Origin of the sequence: Actinocorallia libanotica (assembly GCF_039525175.1) — a bacterium.
In the GTDB taxonomy this organism is placed as follows: Bacteria; Actinomycetota; Actinomycetes; order Streptosporangiales; family Streptosporangiaceae; genus Actinocorallia; species Actinocorallia libanotica.
On the sequence record NZ_BAAAHH010000015.1, the window covers coordinates 57,040 to 72,200 of the forward strand.

Genomic DNA, 15,161 nt, shown 5'->3' on the forward strand with positions numbered 1-15,161 from the left:
GCGGTCGTGCAGAAGGAGACATCCATGCGAGCGATAGCCACGGTCAAGGACCTCGAAGCGGTCGTCGGCCGCCGCCTGCTCCCCCCGCTCCTGAAGTCGATCACCGAACTGGACGGCCACTGCCGCGCGTTCGCCGAACTCTCATCCCTCGGATTCCTCGCCCTCGTGGACGCCGACGGCCGGGATCGCGCCGCGGCCGTCGGCGGCCCTCCCGGCTTCGCCTCCATCACCTCCGCGACCACCGTGGAACTCGCCCTGCCCGACGGCCTCGGCGCCCCGCACGCGGCCTCCGGAGCCGCCCTCCTGCTCCTCATCCCGGGAGTGCGGGAAACCCTCCGGATCAACGGCCGCCTCACCGCGAAGGAGGACGGGAAGGTGGTCCTCGACGTCGAGGAGGCGTTCCTCCACTGCGCCAAATGCGTCATCCGCTCCCAGCTGTGGACCCCCGCCGCGAGCGAGGCGCCCGCCCCGGCCCCGTCCTCCGGCGACGGACCGCTCGCGGGCCGGGAGTTCCTCGGCCTCCTCGCGCGCAGCCCGTTCGCCGTGATCGCGTCCCGCGACGCCTCAGGTGCGGCCGACCTCAGCCCCAAAGGCGATCCGCCCGGGTTCATCCGGGTCCTCGACGACCGGACCATCGCGATCCCCGACCGCCCCGGCAACCAGCGGACCGACACCTTCCACAACATCGTCGAACGCCCGGACGTCACCGTCCTCGCCATCGTCCCGGGAGAGTCCCGCGCCTTGGAGATGTCGGGAACCGCCACGGTCACCGACGATCGCGATCTTCTCGCGTCCATGCAGGTCAAAGGCAAACAGCCGCACGCCGCCCTCCTGGTGCGGGTCGCGCGCGCCGACCTGCTCCACCAGGAGGCGCTCACCGCGTCCGACCCCTGGAACCCGGCAAGACCGCCCGCCGACCTCGACCGCCTCGACCTCAGGCGGGCATGGGTCGACCACGTCAAGCAGAACAAGCAGAGCGGCCTCGCCGCGGCACTCGTACGCAAAGCTGCCAACGCCTCCCTCACCGACGCCGGCCTCCGCCTCGACTACAAGCGCAACCTGTACTGACGACGCAGCCGGTCGATCGGGATCTGGTCGTCGCAGACGCGGTCGAGGAGGGCCTGTTCGTGGCTGATGACGAGCAGGCCGAGCCCGCGGTCACGGACGATGCCGATGAGCATGTGCCAGATCCGGGCCTGGGTGACGGCGTCGAACATGGTCGTCATCTCGTCGGCGACGATGTAGCGGGTGCCGGGGTGGAGGGCTCGGGCGATGCAGAACCGCTGCAGTTCACCGCCGGACAGCTCCTCGGGGAAACGGTCGAGCCATTCACTGCGGATGCCGACCCGCTCGAGCGTCTCCGGCGAGGGCCGGTGGGATTCGTGGAGGACCGACCGCATACGCCACCGGGGGTTCACCGCGTGCTCGGGATGCTGATGGATGAGCTGGACCGGCCTGAAGCCCCGGCGCGGCAGCGGATGGCCGTCGACGACGACCTCCCCGGACCGGGGCCTGAGGTCGCCGGCGACGAGGGCGCCCAGGGTCGACTTCCCCGTGCCGCTCGGACCGGTGAGGCCCACCACGCTCCCCGCCTCGACGCGGAGGTGCGCGGAACGGTAGAGCGGTTCTGCTCCCGGATAGGCGAAAGTGAGGTCCTTCACGATGAGCGCCATCATTCACTTCCCGGCGAGAACTGGTTCTGCGGCAGGGCACGCCAGAGAGCACGTGCGAACGGGTGCTTCAGGCCGTCGCCGTCGCCGGTGAAGGCGGACGCCTCCTCCACGGTGAGGAGCTCACCCGCGTGCATGACGGCGACCCTTCGGGCGACGGCGAGCGCGGCGAAGATGTCGTGGGTGATGAGGAGGACCGAAGCACCGCCCTCCGACAGCTCGCGCAGGTGGCGCAGGACCTCGGCGACGGCGTCCGCGTGCAGTCCGGGGGTCGGTTCATCGGCGATGACCAGGCGGACCGTGTCACGGACGCTGGTGGCGAACAGCACGCGGCGCAGCATCCCGCCGGACAGCTGGAACGGATACCGGCCTCCCACGTCGTCGGCCAGCCCGTACCGGGCGAACAGCGTCCGCTGCCGATCGCGGGCGGTCCGGGGGTCGAGTCCGATGCGGACCTGCCTGCCGACGGTCATCAGCGGATCGAGGTGGCTCACGGACTGGGGGATGTAGGAGATCTCGCGGCCGCGCAGCGTCCGGAGCCTGCGCTCGTCGAGGGGCTTCCCGTCGAACAGGACGCGCCCGGAGACGGTCGCGTTGGCGGGGAGGATCCCGAGGATCGCCTGGGCCAGGAGGGTCTTGCCCGACCCGCTCGCTCCGATGACGGCGAGAACCTCCCCCGGGGCGATGTCGAGGCTCAGCGAGGTCACACCGGTCACCGTGCGTACGCGTGCGGCGCCCGAGTACCGCGTGAAGCCGACGGAGAGGTCTTCGAGGGACAGCAGGAAAGGTGTCATGTCGGTCGTCATCCGTTCGCGGTTCGCGGGTCGAGCCGGGAGCGCAGCTGGTCCCCGAGGCGGGCGAAGCACAGGACGACCAGGAGGAGCGCGAGGCCGGGGAAGGCGGCGAGCCACCATTTCCCGCTCAGGATGTGGGGCATGCCTTCGGACAGGAGGATGCCGATCGCGGGCGTCTGCGGGGAGAACCCGAAGCCGAGGAAGGTCAGCGCCGCCTCGTGCAGCACCACGTGCGGGAACATGAGCACGAATCCGACCATCAGCTGGGGCGACGCGAGCGGCAGGATGTGCCTGGAGGCGATGAACCAGGGGGATCTGCCGAGGCCTCGGGACGCCTTGACGAAGTCGGCGTCACGGAGCTGTTTCGTGTCGGCCCGCACCAGCAGTGCGAGCGCCATCCAGTGCGTGGTGGCGATGCCCAGCATGATGCCGGGGATCCCGCCGCCGACGGTGAAGGCGATCAGGATCATGAAGATGAGGTGCGGGATGCCGATGAACAGGTCGATCACCCACGAGACGGCGTCGTCGAACCAGCGGGCCGACAGGGCGGCCACGATACCGAGCACCGCGGAGATCGCGGTGCTGAGCAGCGCGGTCGCCACCCCGATGGCGAGCGAGAGCGCGAGGCCCTTGACGACGCGGGTGAACATGTCGCGTCCCAGGTGATCGGTGCCGAAGGGGTACTCGAGGCTCGGCGGAAGCAGGCGCGATCCGATGTCGGAGGTCAGCGCCGAGCCGTCCAGCAGCATGCCGCCCCCAGCGATGGCGAGGACGAGCGCGCCCGTGAGGACGAGTGAGCGGATCAGCGGGGCGCGTCGGCGCGGCCGGGCGGGGAGGGCGGTGGTACTCACATTCGGTTCCTGACACGAGGATCGATCGCTGCGTTGACGAGGTCGGCGATCAGGTTTCCCGCGAACACGAACGCGGAGCTGATCAGGACGATCCCCAGCAGCAGCGGGACGTCTCCACCGAGCGCCGCGGCCGTCAGCGTCGAGCCGAGCCCCGGATAGGAGAAGACCGTCTCCGCGAGGACGGAACCGCCGAACAGCTCCGCGAAGTAGGCGAACTGCAGCGTGACCGCCGGAACGATCGAATTGCGCAGGCCGTGGTTCCAGAAGAGCGGGCCGCCCCGCTCGCCGCGGGCCCGGGCGAAGACGACGTGGTCGCTGTGCAGGACGTCGGTCATCTTCTCCCGGGTGTGCATGGCGATGTTCGCGACACCGATCAGCGAAAGAGTGGCCGCGGGGAGCACGAAATGGTGCAGGCGCTGCGCGAAGGTCACCTCGTCGGCCGGAACACCGTGGGGGCCGGCGAGCCCGACCGGGAACCAGCCGAGCAGGACGGCGAACACCACGAGGAAGACGATGCCGAGCCAGAACGCCGGTGTCGAGGAGAGCACGTAGCTGTAGGCGGTGATGACCCGGTCGGCGAGCCGGCCCCGGTGGAACGCGGCGACTACGCCGAGGCAGTAGCCGAGGACGCCGGAGAGCACCCACGCCACGCCCATGAGCACGAACGACGCCCAGAACCGCTCGCCGATCACGGCGGCGACCGGCGCCTTGTAGAGCGTCGAGGTGCCGAGGTCGCCCTCGAGCATCGCGCGCGCCCACGCGGAGTACTGCTCGATCGGGGATTCGTCGAGGCCCCAGTACTCGCGCAGGCGAGCGAGCTGCTCGTCGGTGACGTTCACGTCGGCGCCGATGTAGGCCTGGACTGGATCGACCGGGGAGTTGAGGACGAGGACGAAGGCCAGCACCGACACGCCGACCAGGAGCGTCACGAACCGCAGGGCGCGGACCGCGGCAATCCGGGCGAAAACGGCCGTGCGGGTGCCCCGCGGTTTCAGCCGCTCCATTTCCAGTCCGCGATCGTGTTGAACAGCGCCCACTCGTGGCCGTGGGCATGGATCGGCTGCTCGCCCAGGTCGAGGCCGTCCCGGACGAGGTACAGGTGGTCGATCCGCACCAGCCACACCATCGGGGCGTCGCCCTTCTCACCGGCGAAACCGGACTCGCCATCCCACTGCGCCAGCTTCCAGAACTTGTCGGCCTCCTCCTGCGTCTTCGCCGCGAGCCCGGCCGAGAGGTGCTCGTCCACGGCCGCGTTCGCGTACTGCGGCATGTTGTTGTAGCCGGTGTCGATCACCTTGGAGGAGTACATCCCGTAGAGCTGGTGGGCATGGTGGCGGCCGCCGCCCCAGGTGACCGCGTTCGCCTTGCCGTCCAGGTAGATCCCGTCCCAGGTCGTTCCCTTGGCCGTGATCTCGATTCCCAGCCTGCGGGCCTGGTCGGCCACGACGAGGGCGAGGTCGCCGCGCAGCTGGTCGTCGGAGGGGTAGAGCAGCGTGAACTGCGCCTCGACGCCGTCCTTCTCGACGATCCCGTCACCGTTGGAGTCCGCCCAGCCTCCCTTTTCCAGGATCTGCTCGGCGTCGTCGATCCGCCCGTCCTCGAAGGCGGCCTCCTGGTTGAACCACGGCAGGCCGTCGACCAGGGTGTAGGCCGGTCGTCCGTGGCCCTGCAGGACGAGCTCGGCGACCCCCTCGCGGTCCAGGCCGATGTTCAAGGCCTGGCGGACCGCCCGGTCGGAGGTGACGTCGTTGCCGACCTTGACGTCCTTGCCGCGGATCCGCCCGGAGCCGCCCGCCGGAAGCGTCGGCAGGGTGAGGCCGCGCGAGTCCACCGACTCGAAGCTCTGCAGCGCCATGCCGGGGATCTTCTGGTCCGCGAACGCCGGCGGCACATAGGCGATGTCGACCGACCCGGACCTGGCGGCGGCGAGGGCGGCGTCCTCGGCCAGGAACAGGAAGGTCAGCTTGGTGAACTCCACCTTGCCCCCGTACCAGTGCGGGTTCGGCTCCAGGATCACCTGCTGCCCGTCCTGGAAGTCCTTGACCCGGTACGGGCCCGAGCCGATCGGATCGCTCGAGTAGTCCGGCCCGTAGTGGGCCTTCGGAAGGATCGGGATCTCCGAGAGCTCGCCGACGAAGGTCGACCGGGGCTCGCCAAGGCGGAATTCGACGCGCGTCTCGTCGACGGTGACGATCTCGTCGATGAAACCCAGGTCGAACCGGGTGCCGTCCTTCTTCAGCAACTCGTAGGTGAACGCCACGTCCTGCGCCGTCACCGGCTCGCCGGTCGACCAGCGCGCGCTGTCCCGCAGAGTGAAGCTCCACACCAGCGCGTCATCGCTCACCGTGTACTCCGAGGCGAGGTCGCCGACGAAGTTCACCTCGGAGTCGATCGTGAGGAGCGAGCTGTGGATCGGCCGGATCTGCGCCGGCCGCGAGCCCCATCCCTTCAGCGGGTCGAACTCGCCTCCCGCGATGTCGCCCACGGCGATCACGAGCTCGGTTCCCCGCGCACGCGACCCGTCGCCTCCGCCGCTCCCCCCGGCGCAGCCGGCGGCCGTCAGTGAAAGAGCGACGGCGGCCGCGGCCGCTGCGCGCCTGGCCCCGCCGGGTCCAGGAAAACGTCTACCGGGCACAGGGGTACCTCAACTCTCGATGGTGCGGCCGGGGGTTTCGCCGATGATCGGATAGCGGCAGGAGCAGCGTAATGAAAACGATTATCATTTGCAAACCCCCCTCTCTCGCCACGGGCATCCGGCGGTACGGCTTGACGAAAGTGGACGAAGCGGTCTATGTGACAAGGGATGAGAGGGAACAAGGAGGGCGCATGACGGATTCATCCGAGAGGGTCACCGTCTCGGTGACCGACGGAGTCGCCGACGTCCGGCTGAACCGGCCCGAGAAGCGCAACGCGCTCGACCCGCAGACGTTCGCGGCACTCGTGGCGACCGGAGAACGGCTGAAGACCGAGCCGGGCGTGCGGGCGGTGGTGCTCTCCGGAGAGGGCCCGGACTTCTGCGCGGGCCTGGACTTCACCGCCTTCCAAGCCATGCGGGACGGACGGCCGTTCTCCGTGCCCGCCGACCTCCCGCCCTCTGCCGGACCCGCGCGGGCCCTCGCCCAGCGCGCGGTGTACGTGTGGACCGAACTGCCCGTCCCGGTGATCGCCGCGGTGTGCGGCAACGCGCTCGGCGGAGGCCTGCAGATCACGCTCGGCGCCGACATCCGGATCGTCAGCCCCGACGCCCGCCTCAGCGTGTTCGAAGCCGCATGGGGCCTCATCCCGGACATGACGGGCACACAGCTCCTGCCCGAACTCGTCGGCCGAGACGTCGCGAAAGAACTGACCTTCACCGCGCGCATCGTCGGCGGCGAGGAGGCCGCCCGCATCGGACTGGCCACCCGTACCGACCCCGACCCGCTCGCGGCGGCGCTCGCCATGGCCGGCGAGATCGCCCGGCACAACCCGCACGCGATCCGCGCGGCGAAGCGGCTGCTCGAACAGGCCGGACGCACCGACCTGGCGTCCGGCTTCGCCGCGGAGCAGAAGGAGATCGCCGCCCTGATCGGCAGCCCGAACCAGATCGAAGCCGTCACCGCCAGATTCAAAAACCGCCCTCCGCGCTTCGAGGACGTCTGACCGGAACAAGGACCGGAGGGGAAGAGCGCTCCCGAGAGCGGGCGGGATGCAGCCTCACCCGCGAAGCCGCGGTCAGCCGGCCGAGGCGTGCCGCCTGTGAGGAGGCTCCCGCCGACTCTGAACCCGGCCGCGGGCGCGAGTCAGGTCGCGGGCTCCCTCACCACCCGCAGCTCGCCCATCGGAGGTTCCCGGTGCGGAACGGGGGCGCCCCCTGCCGGACGGCGCGCAGGTCGTCGTTCTGGGCCTGGAGGACGGTGACGAGATGGTGCAGGACCTGGATGGAGACGAGACGACGCCCTGGGCGTCGTCCACGGGGATGATCTCGTCGCTCTGGTCGAAGTCGAAAGCCGCCTTCCAGTCCTGGGCCATCGGCCCCAGATGTCGGACACCGGCAGGCCCACCAGTCGGGCCAGGACCTCGCGGCCGTCAATCGACTCGGGAAAGGGCGGGCCGCCACCCGGGCCGGGGACAATAGGCCGTGCCAGAAGGACCACAAGGGCATCGGGACTCAGGCCTGCCAGCGGACCGCGACGATGTCCCGCTTGCAGCCGCAGTCGCTGATGGACAGGCCGAGGGTGGCCGCGACGGTGATGATGAGCGCGATGGTCGCTGCCCGCCAGCGCACGATTGTGCTGCGTCAATCATGACCATACAAAAATCCCCCAGAGAAGAGAAGCGCCACTAAGTGCGACCGAATGGGCAGAAATAGTCAGCAACCCAGGCGCCTAGTGAGCCCATTTCATCCTCGGGCCGCTTGAGCGACTCGGTGGTTCTGCAGGACGGCGATGGCTTTGACCAGGTGGCCGGCCTTGCCGGGGCTGCAACGCAGCCTGCGCAGGATCCTCCATGACTTCAGCTGCGCGTTCGCGCGCTCCCCGGGCCCGCGCAGGCGGGCATGGGAACGGTTCGCCTGCTTCTGACCTGCGGGTTTGTTCTTTCCTTTGTACGGGGTGATCACGTTCACGGCCTCGGCTCCCTGATAGGCCTTATCGGCCAGGACGAGCAGCCCCGTCTTCTCCAACTCGCGCAGGATGCCCCAGACGCGTGCGGCGGTCAGGTCATGGGTCTTGCCCGGCATCGCACCCGAGGTCCACAGGATCGTGCCGTCAGGTGCGGCAATGACCTGGATGTTCACCCCGTGGAAGCAGTGCTTCTTGGAGTAGTACGGGCGGTCGGCCGCAACGCGGTCGGTGCGGATCAGCGTGCCGTCCAGCACCAGATGGCCCAACCTGTCCCTCCTGGCCTTGCGTAGTGCCTGCGCGAGCTTGGGCGAGCGGGCGGAGAGCAGCGTCACCACCTCCTGCACATACCGCCAGGCCGTCGTGGCCGACACCCCGAAACCCGCTCCGAGCTCGAGGTATGTCTCGTCCTTGCGCAGGTGGACGAGAACGAGCAGGGCCTGGCGGGCCGGGCTGAGCCGTCTCCAGGGCGAGGCGAGCGCCTTGCGGTGACGGCGGATCACCCCGGCAACGTAGTTCAGCGTTGAACGCGACAAATCAACGGCAGCACGGTAGAAAAGCACCAGAGACCCCTGGTCCAGACGACGTGATTGTGGTGATCAACCCGTCTACCAGGGGTTTTCCTGTCCTCAAGGATGAACCCTCAACTCGCGATCATGCTGTGACCTGCACCCCACCGCCAGAGGATGAAATGGGTTCAGTGGCCCACCTCTCAACATTGCCGGGGATTTGATCCCGGCGGGCGGGCCCGGCAGCCTGGTGCCGGAGCCGGGGCCGTTCCTGGAGGTGGTCATGGCACGCAAACCCGAGGTGCCCGTCCGGATCAGACCATACACCTTCGTGCAAACCAACGACATCCACCAAGTCAATTCATCACTCGCTTTCTGATCGCAAATTACCCTAAAGGTCAGATCTCCCACCCACAACAGACATTTTGCCAATTATGGCATAAAATATATGCTTTTCCATGCCAAGCCGAGGGGAGGTATCCCAGCAGTCATATCTTCGGGATCGGAGGGGCCATGCGCCATAAGATTTTCGGAATTCTCAGCACTGCCGCCCTGGTCAGCCTGCCGGGCGTGCCCGCCATGGCGGCGGTACAGAGCGCGAGCACCAACACCCCGGGCGTCGCGCCTCAGGCGCAGCGAATTTCCATCGACTACACCATCAAGGTCCACACCGGCGGGCGAAAAGCCGAAGTCAAGGCCGTTCTCAGAAGGCTCATCGTTCCGAAGCGCGATGAATCCCTTCCCTTTAAAGCCGGTTTTGTTTCCAACTGGAATGTGTGCCTCCACCGGGAATTTAAAATACAGTTCAACGAGGTGCCGGTAAGCCACTTCCTGCTGGTAAGCTGCCGGACCACCGATTCCGCTGGAACCGCTTCTTGGAATGTTGACACCAGCAGGGAGGATAGGTACATGCTCTCCGCACAGGGTGCGTCTAGCAAAACATTCTACGCCGGATTGAACATAAATCCTCGCGATATCCACCGAATTCCCACTAGGCCATAATTTCGGAAAAAATCCCGATAAGGAAGCACAGCTCCCGGCCATTGGAGATTTTTACGAAGGGCAAACTAGTGGCTTGTCACGCAGCCTTGGCCGGGCAACCGGTCCAGGAACGGATGGGAGAGCTGGCCGCGAAGTTGACCTTCGGGCGGGCGTGCTGGTTGCGCCAGCGGACGTAGGCGCCGATCGCGGTGTTCTGTTCTCGTAGCTGCGGTGGTCGGTGGCGTTGAGGGCGCAGTAGCGCAGTGTGGCGAACTCGGATTCGATCCAGTTCGGCCAGGAGCCGTAGGTGGACAGGAACACCAGATCGACGTCGTTGGCCGCTACCCGTGCCCTGTCCTGGTGATGTTTGTGGGGCGAGTAGTTGTCCAGGATCACGTGCCTGCGCCCGCCGGGTCGGCGCCGGCGCAGGCTCTTGAGGAAGGACAGGAACTCGCGCCATCGTTTGCGACCGCGGATGCGGTAGTAGCGGCGGCCGGTGGCCAGGTCCAGGGCACCGAGCAGATGGCGGACCCCGTCGTTGCGGTTGTAGGTCGCCTGCCGCCGGGCCGGATACCCTGCCGGCCGCCAAGCCCTGCCTTTGCGGGACTGCAGGATCAGCGGCCCGAACTCGTCCACGCAGACCACCCGCCCGTCATCCGGCGGGATGTCGTAAAGGACCAAGATCCGCTGCATCTTGGCGATGAAGTTCGGATCGTTGCTGCTCTTCCACGTCGTGGTCGTCTGCCACGACACCCCGTCGGCCTTCAGGACGCGGGCCAGATGGATACGGCTGAGCGAGGTGGCGAGGCCGATCCGCTCCAGATGCGCCACCGGCTTGGCCAGGCTCCGGGTCGAGAAGGCGGTGATGCCCATTCGGCGGGACTCCTCTGGGCGATCAGGCAGATGCGCTCGCGCACCCGCTCACCGATCCTCCGCGGATGGCCCCCGCTCCGTAACGACTCCGGGACCAAGCTGCCGGGTCTCCCTGACGAAGTCAAATGCCCAGCGACGTTGAGAGACACGCCACCAGCCAGGAGGCGACCTCGCCGCCGTCCGCTCCCGTCTGACCGACCACGGGATCCGGACGTGGGCGAAGACACAAGACGCCGACAGTGCCTCCCTGCACTTCGCCGACCTGTACGGCAACGTGGTCGTCGCGGCCCGGCTGAAGGCCTGACCGGCCGAGGCGGCCTGGAGATCCTGAAGAGGTAGCCTGGTCCTCCCCCGCCACCAGGTCCGACAGACGCCTTTCTCGTGAGGCGCGGAAGGCGGGTGCCGTGACGCGGGAACAAGAGGAGTCTGCCGAGTACGCGGAACCGACCTGGATGTCACCCGGGGAGACCGCGGTCCGGGAGTTGCCGCTGCCCGCACGCATCCAGGACGCCCTCGAGCGGGCCGGGCTGGACCGCGCCGCCGCGGCCGACGGGTACGGCGCCGCCGGCCTGATGCTTCTGGCGCCGCTCCTCACCCCGCAGGCCGCGCAGGCGGTGGAAGCGGTCCTCGATCTCCTCGCAGCGATGGCCGACGACGACCCGATCGGGGACCATCACTGCACCGCGGGCGGAGATCCGACGCTCCCCGAACTCGCGGCACTCGCCATCGAGGAACTCGACCTGCCCGTGCGGCCCTACAACCTGCTCAAACGGGCGGGCCTGCACTCCGTCGGCGACCTCCAGGAGGTCCGAGGCCCGCAGCTGGCCGAAGCGGTCCCGCACCTGGATCCGAAGGACCTCGCCACGATCGAGAGCGCGCTCGTCCGCCTGGACGCCGGTCCGGCCCTCCGCTTTCGCCCTTGAAGCCGACGGCTGATTCCCTAGGCGGGTTCAGATCATCTCGGACCGCGGATGGGCGGCTCGACCGCCGCCTCGAAGTCGTCGACGAGCGTATCGGGTGCGCGCATGCGCCAGGCGTCGGTGACGAGCTCTTCCAGACGCTCGAGGTCCACCTTCTCCAGCCGGAGCATGACCAAAGGCATTCCGTCGTAGGACGACGTGGTGAAGAACCGTTCCGGCTCACCGAGCAGCAGCGCCTGCTTCTCCGCCTCGTCGCCGACATACAGAACGGCGATGTCGGTCCGGATGCGGCGCCGCTCACCCGGCCTGCGCTCCGGGTAGGACCAGACGAACCCTTTGCCGGCGACCCGGAAATCGAAGCCGTCGCTGTCGATCTCGACCACGTCAGGCAGCGCGAGCGCCAACCTCCGAACATCGTCGGCGTCAACCAACGAGACCACTCCCGAACACCGCCTTCCGCACAGGCAACAGATTACCCGTCCGCCTACCGCGGGGGGGCTCGGCATTGCCGGAATGAAGCGCTCCGCTAATGAACAGCGCAGCGGACCCGCTCCGATCCGTCACCGGAACAGGTCACGGATCAGCACCGCCGGAGAGCGTCTCTGGAACGCCGCTCCCGGTGCCCGGCATCCCGTATCGACGGTCCACGCCGGAGGTCACGCCAACTTCTGCGCAGTCATGCAGGTGTGAAAAGCACGTCGTTGGTTGGCTAATTAGAACCGTGATGGTCGATGACCGTGTCGATGGCCTATTCGTGGACCGCGACGAGGGACTTGTGCCGGTGGCCGAGGCCGTCGAACGCGCCGACCTTGGTCAGTGATTCGATGACGCGCTTGTTGCAGACCTGGTTGAACACGCTCCCGGCGCGATGGACCGAACCGGCTATGGGTCACCGACATCACCGCACGCCCCACCCGGGAGGGCAAGCCCTATTGCTACGTCGTTCTGGACGCCTGCGCGCAGGGGGGTGACTGGGCCATCGAAGACTGCCCAACCGACGGCGACGCCACTCTGCTCTGGACTGGATGAGCCCGCTACGGTTCGAAACCGCCACCCGCTCGCTGAGCCTGGGCTCCTCACCGGCGGGTCCGTGAAGCCGGGGCGGCGTCAACCGCGTTCCTCCGGCGGCACGGCCGCATCCTTCGTGGCCGTGCCGATCAGGCGCGCGCCCCGCAGGTCCGCTCCTGTCAGATCCGCCCCGACGAGGTCCGCGTGCTCCAGGAGGGCGCCTCGCAGGTCCGCCCCGCTCAGATCCGCGTTTCCCAGGCGCGCCCTGTTCAGGGCGGCCCCGGGCAGGCTGGCGCCCGCCAGTCGCACACCGCGCATGTCATATCCCAGCTCGGCCCCGTCCAGCCGTGCCTCTGTCAGATCCGCTCCGGTCAGGTTCGCCCCGAACAGGTGGGCCCCGTTCAGTCCGGCGCGCCGGAGGTCCGTCCCCTCCAGCCCGGCGTTGCTCAGACCCGCCCCTTCCAGCCGGGCGTCGCGCAGGTCCGCCTCCCGCAGTTCCGCGCCTCCCAGGTCCGCCCCGCCCAGGTCCGCGCCCCGCAGGTCCGCTCCGCCCAGATTCGCGCCGTCCAGGTCCGCCCCTCTCAGATCCGCCTTCCTCAGATCCGCTCCCCGCAGGTCGGAGCCGCCCAGCCGGGCCCCGCACAGGTCGGCTCCACGCAGGTCCGCTCCGCGCAGGTCCGTCCCGCCCAAAAGGGCGCCCCGCAGCCTCGCCCCGCTCAGATCCGCGCCGTCCAGCCTCGCCCCCGTCAGGTCGACGCCTCTCAGCAAGGCCTTCGCGAGGAAGGCTCCGCTGAGTACCGCGTGGGGAAGAACCGCACCGGACAGGTCGACGAGGTGGGTGTCGAGTCCGGTGTCCCGCCGTGCCAGGGCGGTGAGCGCCGCCTGCAGATCGGGACCCACGCCGGCCCGTCGGCGCGGGCGGAGGGGGCGAGACGGGACGGCCGGCGCCTCATGCGCCCGCTCGCGGACGAAGGCGATGAGAACGGCCATGATCGCGGGCTGTTCCCGGGGATGCTCCCGTGCGACGCGCTCCAGCGCGCTGACGCCTTCCAGCCGCGCGTCCGACTCGGCGGACCTCAGCCGCCCGGCCAAGGCAGAGCGGAACCAGGACAAATCGTGATCGGACATACGAGATCAGATCCCGTAAAGACCGCAGGAGTTCCTGCGGAGGCGGTGAAACCGCCGCGGCCGAGAGGAAATGAGTCCGTCCGCAGAGCAGATATGCGCCGCCTCCGGGACGAGGGGCCGCATGGTGAGCGCCGTCGTGCGTCGCCGAAGTTCTGGCGACGGCCGGTGTCAGGTGGACGGGAGCTGGGGGAAGTCGCGCTCGAACTCCGCTTGTCGGCGGGCAAGGTAGGCCGGCCAGTCTGCGCGTGCGGCTATGACGTCGTCGATCGTGATCTTGATGACGCCACAGTGGTTGAGCGAGCAGCCCCGGGGACCTGTGGCGTCGATGAGCGAGATGCCGCTGAGGTGATCGCCATCGTCGCCGACGTGGGTGCAGAGCATCGGGTGGAAGGAGCAGTCCTCGTAGATATCGCCTGGTCTGATCGGTCCCGGCTGATCCTTGATCATGTCCTCCAGTGTGAGGCATGGCTGCGGGAAGCAGGCGATGTGCCCAAGGTGCGGCGACTCGGCGGCGTCGAACGGTCGGAGGTCGGAAGGTCGCCGAGGAGAACTGGGACGCCCCGAAGGTTCCGGTAGGGGCCGTCCGTTCGCGGGCCGGACGGCCCCTTGCGTTTCGCGTCAGGTGAGTTCGTCGATGCAGGGCAGGGGCAGCCCGGCGTAGTTCTCGGCCAGGGACGTGGAAGCCGCGGCGGAGTCGACGGTGTGGCGGAGTTGGGCGAGCTGCAGCCGCTGGGCGAAGGGGTCGGCGGTGGGATCCGTGTGCAGCATGGAGGTCATCAGGGAGGAGAAGTACTCGGCTCTCCAGACCCGTTCAAGGGCCTCGTCGGAGTAGGCGTCCAGCCCGGTCTCGTCACCGGTGCGGTACCAGCGGAGCAGGGCGGCGGCCAGGAGGGTGACGTCGGCGGCGGCCAGGTTGAGGCCTTTGGCTCCGGTCGGGGGGACGATGTGCGCGGCGTCGCCGGCCAGGAAGAGCCGGCCGTGGCGCATGGGCTCGCTGACGAAGCTGCGCATCGGGGTGATGCTCCGGTCGGTGATGGGGCCCGGTGTCAGCTCCCATCCGTCGAGGGCGAAGCGGGTGGCCAGTTCGTCCCAGATGCGGGCGTCGGACCAGGTGTCGAGCCCGTCCTCCGGGTCGACCTGGAGGTAGAGCCTGCTCACCGTCGAGGACCGCATGCTGTGCAGGGCGAACCCGCGGGGGTGGTGGGCGTAGATGAGCTCGTCGCAGGAGGGCGGCACGTCGGCCAGGACGCCCAGCCAGGAGAATGGGTAGGTGCGTTCGAAGACGTGTGCGGCGGGCAGGGAGCGGCGGCCGATCCCGTGGAACCCGTCGCAGGCCGCGACGATGTCGCAGGCCAGGGTGTGCTCGCGGCCCTGGTGGCGGTAGCGGACCCGCGGGGCGGTGGTGTCGGCGCCCTCGACGGCCAGGACCTCGGCCTCGAAGAGCAGGGGCGCTCCGGCCTCCGAGCGCAGCGCGATCAGGTCCTTGACGACCTCGGTCTGGGCGTAGACCATGACCGACCTGCCGCCGGTCAGGGCGGGGAGGTCGATCCGGTGGGAGCGTCCGTCGAAGCGCAGCTCGATCCCGTCGTGGCGCAGTCCTTCGCGGTCCATGCGCTCCGCGGCGCCGGCGGCGCGCAGGACGTCGACGGTCCCCTGCTCGAGGATGCCGGCGCGCTGGCGCTGTTCGACGTAGGCGCGGTCGCGGGACTCCAGGATGACCGCGTCGATGCCGTGGCGGCCGAGCAGGTGGCCGAGCAGCAGGCCCGCGGGGCCCGCTCCGATGATCGCGACCCGGGTGCGGGCGGGCGCGGGGGAAGAGGTGGTCATCG

The 15,161-nt window shown here is 68.7% G+C and carries 15 protein-coding genes and 1 pseudogene; 5 read left to right on the plus strand and 11 right to left on the minus strand.

All coding sequences use genetic code 11. The features are described from left to right. The first annotated feature begins 24 nt into the window (after positions 1 to 24). Positions 25 to 1,068, plus strand: coding sequence for a pyridoxamine 5'-phosphate oxidase family protein (locus ABD140_RS19085; RefSeq protein ID WP_344242227.1), 1,044 nt, complete (start codon positions 25 to 27; stop codon positions 1,066 to 1,068). On the opposite strand, the gene ABD140_RS19090 is transcribed toward ABD140_RS19085, so the two are convergent. From ABD140_RS19090 to ABD140_RS19110, 5 genes are read right to left on the minus strand one after another with little or no spacing between them, the layout of a single operon-like run. Then, positions 1,047 to 1,673, minus strand: coding sequence for an ABC transporter ATP-binding protein (locus ABD140_RS19090; RefSeq protein WP_344242228.1), 627 nt, complete (start codon positions 1,671 to 1,673; stop codon positions 1,047 to 1,049). The genes ABD140_RS19085 and ABD140_RS19090 overlap by 22 nt on opposite strands. Beyond that, positions 1,673 to 2,464 (minus strand): ATP-binding cassette domain-containing protein, encoded by a 792-nt coding sequence (locus ABD140_RS19095; protein WP_344242229.1) that lies wholly within the window; start codon positions 2,462 to 2,464, stop codon positions 1,673 to 1,675. Before ABD140_RS19095 ends, ABD140_RS19090 begins: the two co-directional genes overlap by 1 nt. Positions 2,465 to 2,472: 8 nt before the next feature. Further along, complete coding sequence (locus tag ABD140_RS19100) at positions 2,473 to 3,315, minus strand: ABC transporter permease (protein ID WP_344242230.1); 843 nt, start codon at positions 3,313 to 3,315, stop codon at positions 2,473 to 2,475. Beyond that, entirely contained in the window at positions 3,312 to 4,319 is a 1,008-nt protein-coding gene (locus ABD140_RS19105) for an ABC transporter permease (protein WP_344242231.1), read from the minus strand. Before ABD140_RS19105 ends, ABD140_RS19100 begins: the two co-directional genes overlap by 4 nt. Continuing rightward, positions 4,307 to 5,809 carry an ABC transporter substrate-binding protein gene (locus ABD140_RS19110; RefSeq protein WP_344242232.1) on the minus strand — a complete coding sequence of 501 codons (1,503 nt, stop codon included), beginning with the start codon at positions 5,807 to 5,809 and terminating at the stop codon, positions 4,307 to 4,309. Before ABD140_RS19110 ends, ABD140_RS19105 begins: the two co-directional genes overlap by 13 nt. A 332-nt stretch (positions 5,810 to 6,141) precedes the next feature. Here ABD140_RS19110 and ABD140_RS19115 point away from each other — a divergent pair, with 332 nt between their 5' ends. Then, positions 6,142 to 6,954, plus strand: coding sequence for a crotonase/enoyl-CoA hydratase family protein (locus ABD140_RS19115; RefSeq protein ID WP_344242233.1), 813 nt, complete (start codon positions 6,142 to 6,144; stop codon positions 6,952 to 6,954). A 739-nt stretch (positions 6,955 to 7,693) separates the two neighbouring features. Here the strand turns inward: ABD140_RS19115 and ABD140_RS19120 are convergent. Continuing rightward, the gene (locus ABD140_RS19120; protein ID WP_344242234.1) at positions 7,694 to 8,476 is read right to left on the minus strand and encodes a transposase family protein; all 783 of its coding nucleotides are present in this window, start codon (positions 8,474 to 8,476) and stop codon (positions 7,694 to 7,696) included. A 459-nt stretch (positions 8,477 to 8,935) separates the two neighbouring features. Between ABD140_RS19120 and ABD140_RS19125 the strand changes: the two genes are divergently transcribed. After that, positions 8,936 to 9,424 (plus strand): hypothetical protein, encoded by a 489-nt coding sequence (locus ABD140_RS19125; protein ID WP_344242235.1) that lies wholly within the window; start codon positions 8,936 to 8,938, stop codon positions 9,422 to 9,424. Positions 9,425 to 9,475: 51 nt separating this feature from the next. Here ABD140_RS19125 and ABD140_RS19130 read toward each other — a convergent pair whose 3' ends face one another. Then, complete coding sequence (locus ABD140_RS19130) at positions 9,476 to 10,276, minus strand: IS630 family transposase (protein WP_344242236.1); 801 nt, start codon at positions 10,274 to 10,276, stop codon at positions 9,476 to 9,478. A 404-nt stretch (positions 10,277 to 10,680) separates the two neighbouring features. Here ABD140_RS19130 and ABD140_RS19135 point away from each other — a divergent pair, with 404 nt between their 5' ends. Beyond that, positions 10,681 to 11,199 carry a DNA-directed RNA polymerase subunit alpha C-terminal domain-containing protein gene (locus tag ABD140_RS19135; protein WP_344242237.1) on the plus strand — a complete coding sequence of 173 codons (519 nt, stop codon included), beginning with the start codon at positions 10,681 to 10,683 and terminating at the stop codon, positions 11,197 to 11,199. A gap of 32 nt (positions 11,200 to 11,231) precedes the next feature. On the opposite strand, the gene ABD140_RS19140 is transcribed toward ABD140_RS19135, so the two are convergent. After that, positions 11,232 to 11,600, minus strand: coding sequence for an MmcQ/YjbR family DNA-binding protein (locus ABD140_RS19140; protein ID WP_344242238.1), 369 nt, complete (start codon positions 11,598 to 11,600; stop codon positions 11,232 to 11,234). A 472-nt stretch (positions 11,601 to 12,072) separates the two neighbouring features. Here ABD140_RS19140 and ABD140_RS40165 point away from each other — a divergent pair. After that, positions 12,073 to 12,213 (plus strand): annotated as a pseudogene (locus ABD140_RS40165) (IS3-like element ISAar24 family transposase); the annotation flags it as partial. A gap of 90 nt (positions 12,214 to 12,303) precedes the next feature. On the opposite strand, the gene ABD140_RS19145 reads toward ABD140_RS40165, so the two are convergent. The 3 genes from ABD140_RS19145 to ABD140_RS19155 form a co-directional block, all read right to left on the minus strand. Beyond that, positions 12,304 to 13,332: a pentapeptide repeat-containing protein gene (locus ABD140_RS19145; protein ID WP_344242239.1), complete on the minus strand. Its 1,029-nt coding sequence runs from the start codon at positions 13,330 to 13,332 to the stop codon at positions 12,304 to 12,306. Positions 13,333 to 13,500: 168 nt separating this feature from the next. Then, positions 13,501 to 13,779: a hypothetical protein gene (locus ABD140_RS19150; protein WP_344242240.1), complete on the minus strand. Its 279-nt coding sequence runs from the start codon at positions 13,777 to 13,779 to the stop codon at positions 13,501 to 13,503. 171 nt (positions 13,780 to 13,950) lie between these two features. Then, positions 13,951 to 15,159 (minus strand): 4-hydroxybenzoate 3-monooxygenase, encoded by a 1,209-nt coding sequence (locus ABD140_RS19155; protein WP_344242241.1) that lies wholly within the window; start codon positions 15,157 to 15,159, stop codon positions 13,951 to 13,953. Positions 15,160 to 15,161: the final 2 nt, after the last annotated feature.

What these genes read in the sequence shown, in the direction of transcription:
- ABD140_RS19155 (WP_344242241.1), bottom strand. Translation starts at nt 15,159, where the DNA reads ATGACCACCTCTTCCCCCGCGCCCGCCCGCACCCGGGTCGCGATCATC.
- ABD140_RS19095 (WP_344242229.1), bottom strand. Translation starts at nt 2,464, where the DNA reads ATGACACCTTTCCTGCTGTCCCTCGAAGACCTCTCCGTCGGCTTCACG.
- ABD140_RS19090 (WP_344242228.1), bottom strand. Translation starts at nt 1,673, where the DNA reads ATGGCGCTCATCGTGAAGGACCTCACTTTCGCCTATCCGGGAGCAGAA.
- ABD140_RS19145 (WP_344242239.1), bottom strand. Translation starts at nt 13,332, where the DNA reads ATGTCCGATCACGATTTGTCCTGGTTCCGCTCTGCCTTGGCCGGGCGG.
- ABD140_RS19085 (WP_344242227.1), top strand. Translation starts at nt 25, where the DNA reads ATGCGAGCGATAGCCACGGTCAAGGACCTCGAAGCGGTCGTCGGCCGC.
- ABD140_RS19150 (WP_344242240.1), bottom strand. Translation starts at nt 13,779, where the DNA reads ATGATCAAGGATCAGCCGGGACCGATCAGACCAGGCGATATCTACGAG.
- ABD140_RS19130 (WP_344242236.1), bottom strand. Translation starts at nt 10,276, where the DNA reads ATGGGCATCACCGCCTTCTCGACCCGGAGCCTGGCCAAGCCGGTGGCG.
- ABD140_RS19115 (WP_344242233.1), top strand. Translation starts at nt 6,142, where the DNA reads ATGACGGATTCATCCGAGAGGGTCACCGTCTCGGTGACCGACGGAGTC.
- ABD140_RS19125 (WP_344242235.1), top strand. Translation starts at nt 8,936, where the DNA reads ATGCGCCATAAGATTTTCGGAATTCTCAGCACTGCCGCCCTGGTCAGC.
- ABD140_RS19105 (WP_344242231.1), bottom strand. Translation starts at nt 4,319, where the DNA reads ATGGAGCGGCTGAAACCGCGGGGCACCCGCACGGCCGTTTTCGCCCGG.